7 protein-coding genes are annotated in these 7,280 nt (G+C 69.8%); 2 read left to right on the forward strand and 5 right to left on the reverse strand.

The features are described 5' to 3' along the window. The coding region (locus VFF46_RS36380; RefSeq protein WP_325041808.1) for a protein kinase domain-containing protein at positions 1-548 on the reverse strand (548 nt) is incomplete at its 3' end. Between the two features lie 198 nt (positions 549-746). On the opposite strand from VFF46_RS36380, the gene lipB reads away from it, so the two are divergent. Continuing rightward, the gene (lipB, locus tag VFF46_RS36385; RefSeq protein WP_325041809.1) at positions 747-1,457 is read left to right on the forward strand and encodes a lipoyl(octanoyl) transferase LipB; all 711 of its coding nucleotides are present in this window, start codon (positions 747-749) and stop codon (positions 1,455-1,457) included. On the opposite strand, the gene VFF46_RS36390 is transcribed toward lipB, so the two are convergent. Next, complete coding sequence (locus VFF46_RS36390; protein ID WP_325041810.1) at positions 1,439-2,818, reverse strand: sulfatase family protein; 1,380 nt, start codon at positions 2,816-2,818, stop codon at positions 1,439-1,441. The two genes, lipB and VFF46_RS36390, sit on opposite strands and share 19 nt — an antisense overlap. Before the next feature lie 196 nt (positions 2,819-3,014). Between VFF46_RS36390 and VFF46_RS36395 the strand changes: the two genes are divergently transcribed. Then, positions 3,015-4,163, forward strand: coding sequence for a hypothetical protein (locus VFF46_RS36395; RefSeq protein WP_325041811.1), 1,149 nt, complete (start codon positions 3,015-3,017; stop codon positions 4,161-4,163). A gap of 3 nt (positions 4,164-4,166) precedes the next feature. Here the strand turns inward: VFF46_RS36395 and VFF46_RS36400 are convergent, their stop codons facing one another. The 3 genes from VFF46_RS36400 to VFF46_RS36410 all read right to left on the reverse strand — a co-directional run. Further along, positions 4,167-5,129, reverse strand: coding sequence for a LysR family transcriptional regulator (locus VFF46_RS36400; protein WP_325041812.1), 963 nt, complete (start codon positions 5,127-5,129; stop codon positions 4,167-4,169). A gap of 109 nt (positions 5,130-5,238) precedes the next feature. Then, positions 5,239-6,405 carry an ABC transporter permease gene (locus VFF46_RS36405; protein ID WP_325041813.1) on the reverse strand — a complete coding sequence of 389 codons (1,167 nt, stop codon included), beginning with the start codon at positions 6,403-6,405 and terminating at the stop codon, positions 5,239-5,241. Beyond that, on the reverse strand, positions 6,402-7,280 hold an 879-nt coding region (locus tag VFF46_RS36410; protein ID WP_325041814.1), incomplete at its 5' end, for an ABC transporter ATP-binding protein. The genes VFF46_RS36405 and VFF46_RS36410, both read right to left, overlap by 4 nt.

A 7,280-nucleotide genomic window follows, 5' to 3' on the forward strand; every position in this document is an offset into this window, starting at 1 on the left:
GTGGTGAAGAGGGGTTGGGTGAAGAGGTGGGGGTTTGCGCCGGCTTGGTGGGCTACGGCTGACAGGGCTTGGGTGTCGGATTGGGGGGTGGCGGGGCGGAGGGTCGGGTCCGTGAGGATGGGGCGGCCGTCGGCGTCGAACATGATGTTGTTGCGGGTGATCGAGCCGTGGGTCAGGCCGGAGTCGTGGAGGTGGGACAGGGCTGAGGCGAGTGGGGCCAGGAGGGTGACGAGTTCGCCTGGGGAGAGGGGGCCGCGGCGGGTGAGGAGCGCGGTCAGGGTGCCGGCAGGGAGGTGTTGGGTGATCAGGAGCCAGCCGGTGTCGGTCTCGCGGAAGTCGATCAGGCGCGCGATGTGGGTGTGGCGGAGACGGGTCAGTTTGGTGAGGTCGGCGCGGACGCGGTGAGCGTCCGGGAAGGTGCCGGTGGGGATGTGTTTGAGCACGGCGTTGCGGCCGGTTGCGCGGTCCCGGACCTGCCAGACAGTGCCGGCGGATCCGGAACCCAGCTGCCGGCGCAGGCTGTAGCCGTCGAGGTCTGCGAGGTCCATGCCCAAGAGGATGCACCGATCGCCGACTCCCCCGCGGAAGTTATCCACAGCCCCGCGTGCCAGCGGTGGGCGGGGCGGAGGCGGTAGTACCTGCGCGTTGGGCGCGGACCGCGATCGGAGGGGGTGGGTGAGACGTGGCAGGTGGTTGCGTGATGGGCGCGGGTGGGTGGTGATTGGGGCGTGCTTACACTCGGGGGTGTGATTGCGTATGTGGAAGCTGGGTTCGGTGTTGATGCGGTGGAGTACGAGGCCGCTTGGGCTGAGCAGCGGCGGTTGCATGCGGAGGTCGCGGCGGGTGGCGCGGGCGGGACGGTGATTCTGCTCGAGCATCCGCCGGTTTATACGGCGGGGAAGCGGACCGAGCCGCATGAGCGGCCGGTGGACGGTACGCCGGTGGTTGACGTTGACCGGGGTGGCAAGATCACCTGGCACGGGCCGGGGCAGCTGGTGGGGTATCCGATCGTCAAGCTTGCCTCGCATGTGTACGTGGTGGATTACGTGCGCCGGCTCGAGGAGGCGTTGATCGGGGTCTGCGCGGAGCTCGGTGTGCGGACGGGCCGGGTCAAGGGGCGCAGTGGTGTCTGGGTGGCCGCGGACGAGCGTGGGCGGGAGCGGAAGATCGCCGCGATCGGGATCCGGGTCGCGCAGGGCGTGACCATGCACGGGTTCGCGCTGAACTGCAACAACGACCTGGCCTGGTTCGACCGGATCGTTCCGTGCGGGATCTCCGACGCGGACGTGACCACGCTCTCCAAGGAGCTCGGCCGCGAGGTCACGATCGCGGAGGTTCTGGACCCGGTACGGCGGCACCTCGACGAGCTCCTCGCCTGGAACGAGTACGAGCGCAGCCCGGACATCGACCATCACGAGGAGCCGCCGACCGCGATCACCTACGGGTTGACGGTCTGAGGTTCCAGGCCGACGTCCGCGCGCCACGAGGCGTGCAGCGCCCGCAGCCGGGCGGCTACCTCCGGTTGCGCTGAGAGTTCGTTCTGCTGTTCGCCGATGTCGTCGGCAAGGTTTGCGAGGAACCAGCCCTCCCCCATCGGCGCGTGCTCGTAGTCGCGCAGGTGGCGGGTGTTGGCGTTGTCATCGACCCAGCTGAGCTTCCAGTCGCCCGCCCGTACCGCCCACTGGAATCCGCAGTCCCAGTGCAGGTTCTCGTGCGCGCCCTCGGCCGATCCGCTCAGTACCGGCAGGATGTCGACGCCGTCCGTACCCTCGACGCTCGCGCCCGCCGCGGCCGCGAGCGTGGGTACCAGGTCGAGCGTGCTAACGAGTGCGTCTGTACGACGGCCCGCGGGCAGCTGCGCCGGCCAGCGCCAGAGCATCGGGATCCGGATGCCGCCGTCCCAGAGCGTGTACTTCGTCCCGCGCAGCGGAGCGTTGTCGCCGAAGTTGCACGTCGACCCGCCGTTGTCCGTGACGTACACGACGATCGTGTCCTCGCCCGCGACGTCGAGCAGGCGCCCGATCTCGGCGTCCATCAGTTCCAGCTGGGCCAGGTAGTACTCGCGGCCGTGCGGCAGGTTCGGCACGATCACGTCGTCGTACCACTCCATGAACGGGCCGTCCGCCTCCGGGGACCAGTCGCGGAACGCCGGCAGGCCGCGGGCCTTCAGCTCCGACTCGGGCAGCTGCCAGCAGAAGTTGTGTACGGCGTTGAACGCGACCATGCAGAAGTACGGCCGCTCGTCGTCCGCGCCCATGAACTCCGCCGCGCGCCGGCCGAACTCCGCGGTCAGGAAGCCCTCGTGCTCAACGGGTTCGTCACCCGACAGCAGCGGCTGTACGGCCATGTGGTGCGCAGCGGGCTGTCCGTACGACTCAACGGCGTCGTCTGAGTGGTGCAGGTAGTTCAGCCGCCCGAACGACTGCCCTGCCAGCCCGTAGAGCGTCTCGTCGAAGCCGTGGTGCGGCGGGCACGCCCTGTCCCCCACGTCCTCCTTCCCGTAGTGCACTTTGCCGAAGTAGCCGGTGCGGTAGCCCTGGCCGCGTAGTACTTCAGCCAGCGTCGGTACGTCGTCCGGTGGGAACGCGGCCGAGTCGAACCATTGGCCGCCCCACCGCTGCTGGTACCGCCCGGAGATGATCGACGCCCGCGACGGGCTGCAGATCGGTGCTGTCACGTACGCGTCGGTGCAGGTAACACCCTCGGCGGCCAGGCGGTCCAGGGCCGGTGTGCGTACGTCGGCGTGCACACCGAGTCCGCCACGGTCGGCGTACCCGTGGTCGTCGGAAACGATCAGCAGGATGTTCGGAGCAGGCAACGGCTCATCCTTTCGAGAGACGGGTGGCCCGGGGGCGTCGGGGTCCAGCAGCAATCTCAACCCAGCAACCAGCCGCCGCACCAGAGGCGTCTCAGCGGAGACGCCAGTTTTGGTGCGCCTGGGGAAGCGGTTGCCTATCCGGTTGGTGCCGAAGTGTCTGCGGGGTGTGACGGCGGTTCGTCGCTACCTTGGGGTTGTGTCCAAATTTCTCGGGTTCTTGCTCGGCGTAGCCGTTGCTCTGGCCGGACCGGCCGTTTTCGGGGTGCTCGCGGCGCCGGGTGGTATCGCGCTGAACACGAAGGAGATGGCGCTTGCCTTCGGCATCGGCGCCCTGCTCTTCTGGGCCGTCGTGTCGTACTTCTCCGGTGCTGGGGCGCTGGGGGCGTTCGTCGCGTTCGGCACCCTGGTCTACTGCTGGCTCTGGATCCCGAACCGGACCACGAACTTCCTGAACGGCGTTCCTGGGGTCAGTACCGGGATGATCGACGGGTCGAAGCAGTACACGCTGAACGGGGTCGTGCCGATCCTCGGGGTGATCTCGCTGGTGTACTCGGTCCAGTTGATCGTCCGCAGCGTGCAGCGGCGACGGCGTGAACGCGTGGAGGCCGAGCGGCTGCAGCGCGAGCAGGAGGCGGCGCAGGCGCAGCAGGAGGCTGACGTCGCGGCTGTGTATCCGGTTGCCGGGGGCACCTATCAGGAGCCGGCGCCGTACCAGAGCCACAGCTCGTACGACGACCTGTTCGACGACCCGGAGCCGGTGCAGCCGCGGAACCAGGCCGACGAGCAGACCCGGCAGTTCCCGGCCGGGGACGCCGAGGGGTACGAGCAGACGCGCCAGTTCCCCGCACCGGATGCCGACAGCAACCAGTCGGACGAGGAGACGGTCGTAGCCCCCACCCCCGCCCAGCCCGCAGCCCCCGCGGCGCAGGAGCCGGCGGAGCCCGCAGCTTCCGCAGCGGAGCAGGCGACGGGCGGGCAGGGTGACGAGCCGACGCAGGTGGCTGAGGTGAAGCAGGCGGGCGCGCAGGAGCCGGTCGAGGGACCTGCCACCAAGCAGGAGCAGGCGGAGGAGCCGGTCGCCGAGCAGGTGCCTGTGGCGAACCAGGAGCCCGTCGCGAAGCAGGAACCGGTGGTGAAGGAGGAACCGGCGGCTGCTGAAGAGACCAAGGCTGAAGAGGCCAAGACTCAAGAGAGCAAGGCTGCTGGTGAGCAGAAGGCGGTGGCCGCCAAGGTGACGCCGAAGGAGCAGATGGGGTCGCAGTATCGGGAGCGGATGGAGGACCCCGAGGACACCGGAGAGTTCTTCCTCGCGGCGTTCGAGAAGCCGGCCGTCAAGCCGGCCTAGTACCTACGCGACGTGCATGCGCTGCGGATGCTCCCCCCGCCGCGCATGCTCGGTGATCGCCTCCGCGTACGCCGTACTCGCCATCTCCAGCACCTCGCCCGCCATCTGCGCGCGCGGTGAGTCCGTGCTCCAGGCAAGCACCAGCTTCCGGTGGATCGGGTCCCCGGCCAGCGTGCGCGTGGTGACGTCCGAGGACAGCATCCGGTACGACGTGGGCGAGATCAGCGCCACGCCCTGCCCGCTCGTCACGAACCCCATCAGTACGGACGTGTCGACCGAGTGATGCTCCACCCGCGGCTGGAACCCGGCCGCCTCGCAGGCCGCCCGGAACAGCACATGGAACCCGCTGTCGTCCGGCGGCTCCCCGATCCACTCCTCGTCAGACAGCGCCGCGAGCTCGATCTCGCCGCGCGTCCGGACCGCGACCGGGTGGTCGGACGACAGCGCGACGTACGCCGACTCGGACTCGACGACCGTGGTGGCCTCGACGCCGGTCGGCAGCCGCAACTCGAACCCGGGGAACTCCCGCAGCAGCGCGAAGTCCAGCCGCCCGCTCTCCAGCTGCTGCAGCAGCACGCTCGAGGACCACTCGACCTCGATGCTGACCTGCTCGATCTCGCCGTGCGAGCGGAGCCGGGACGCGATCCCGGACATCGGCGCGGTCGGGAACCCGCCGAGCCGGACGGCCGACGACTCGACCGCGGTCATCGCGGACACGGTCGCGGACAGGTGGTCGACGTCGACCAGGATCGCCCGCGCGCGGTCGACGGCGTACCGCCCCAGCGGGGTCGGGGTGACGCCGGTCCGCGAGCGTTCGAAGAGCTCTCCCCCGAACGCGGCCTCGATCCGCTTCAGCTGCGCGGTCAGGCTCGGCTGGCTGACCTTGAGCCAGCGCGCGGCCCGGCCGACGGACCCGGCTTCCGCCACCAGGACCACCACTCGCAGATGGCGCAGCTCGACGTTCATGCATCGAGACCGTAGTCGAGGTGCACGCACGGCTCACAGGCGCCCTACATTGCGGTTTCGTCACAGCCGGGCCCTCCCCTGTAACGCCGGACCCGGCCGTGACGATGTGCTACGACGCCTTGAGCGCCAACGCCTCGCGGTAACCGAGCCGGCGCCCCGTCTGCAGCAACGTGCGCTCGTACAGCCGCGCGCCCAGCCGCACGATCAGGACCGTCGCCGCCAGCAACACAGCGATCGCGACCAGCGGCTGCCAGACCGGCACGTCCTCGGTGAGCATCCGCCCCGGCATCGACATCGACGACGCGATCGGGACGAACGACGCCACGGTCTTGGCCGACGTACCGGCGAACACCGAGAAGAAGAACGGGATCATCAGGATCATCTGCCCGGGCAGCGTGGTCGACCCGAGGTCCTCCTGCCGGGTGGCCAGCGAACCGGCGACCGCCCACAGCCCGGCGAGCGCCACGAACCCGAGCACGAAGAACACCACGAACCAGCCGGCGACCGGCGCGATCACCTCGAGTACGGCGGCCTGGTCGGTGGCGAGCAGCCCGATCAGCGAGGCTCCGGCGATCACCACGATCTGCGCGAGCGCCAGCACCGTGTTGCCGAGCACCTTGCCCCACAGCAGCGCCCGGATCGGGACCGCGGCGGCCAGGATCTCGACGACCCGGCTCTCCTTCTCCTGGACGACGCTCTGCGCGATCATCATGCCGAACCCGAGCGCGGTCATGTAGAACACCAGCGCGAGCCCGATGTTGACGAAGTGCGACACCAGATCCGGCAGCGGACCGGGTTTCAGCAGGCTGACCTCGACCTTCGTACCGGCGTGCAGCTCGGCCGGGGTGAGACCGGCCTTGGCCGCGTTCGCCGCGGTCCCGACCGACGCCGCGGCCTCCCGCAGCGCGCTCTCGATACCGCTGTCCACCTGGTCCTTGCCGAGTACGACGTACCCGTCGGTGCCGGGCAGCAGCGCCGCCTTCACGTCCCCGTCGGTGACCGCGTGCTCGGCGGCCGGGCGATCGGCCAGCCGGACGACGTCGTACCCCTTGCCGCCGACGGCGGCCGACGCCTGCTGCACCACCTTCGCGCCCGCGTCGTCGATGACGCCGATCTTCGACGCACTGGTCTTGCCGACCAGCACCGCCGGCAGGATGGTTGCCGCCATCACGATCAGCAGCATCACCACGGTCGAGCCGACGAACGTCTTGTCCCGCAGCTTCGTGCTGATCTCGCGCTCGGCGATCAGCACCCACGGCCGGTCGAGTGTGTTCATCGGGTCGCCTCCCGGAAGACGTCGCTCAGCGCCACCCGCTCCGGCCCGAACTCCAGCACCCGGCCGCGGCTGATCGCCTCTTGAAGGATCTTCTGCTCGAGTTCGGTATCCATCTCGGTATCCAGTACGTCGAACAGCGCCGTACCGCCGGCCACGTCCCGCACCTGGATCCCGCGCAGGTCCCGCAGCCAGCCCGCGTCCCCGTCCACCACCAGGCGGTACGTCGCCGCCGGACCGGCCGACAGCTCCGCGACCGACCCGGCCGCGACCACCTTGCCGCGGGACAGCACGACAAGGTCGTCGCACAGCCGCTCCACCAGGTCGAGCTGGTGGCTGGAGAACAGCACCGGCACCTCCGGCGTGACCTCGTCGCGGAGCAGGTCGACCATCGCGTCGACGGCGAGCGGGTCCAGCCCGCTGAACGGCTCGTCGAGGACCAGCGCGACCGGCTCGTGCACCAGCGCGGCCGCGATCTGTACCCGCTGCTGGTTGCCCAGCGACAGCGTCTCGAGTACGTCGGTGGCGCGCTCGGCCAGCCCGAGCCGCTCGAGGATCCGGTCGGTCCGCTCGGCGGCCCGGTCCGGGCCGAGCCCGTGCAGCCGGCCGAAGAACACCAGCTGGTCGCGGATCTTCATCTTCGGGTACAGGCCGCGCTCCTCGGGCATGTACCCGAAGTCCCGGCGGGCGTCCTGGGTCAGCGGGCCGCCCTGCCACCGCACCTGGCCCGCCGTCGCCGCCAGGACGCCGAGGATGATCCGCATCGTCGTCGTCTTCCCGGCCCCGTTGGCCCCGACGAACCCGGTCATCCGTCCCGGTACGACGTCGAAGGTCACGTCGTCCAGCGCCAGATGATCACCGAACCGCCGGGTGAGTCC

The sequence above is a fragment of the Kribbella sp. genome, from assembly GCF_035655035.1.
Classification (GTDB): domain Bacteria; phylum Actinomycetota; class Actinomycetes; order Propionibacteriales; family Kribbellaceae; genus Kribbella.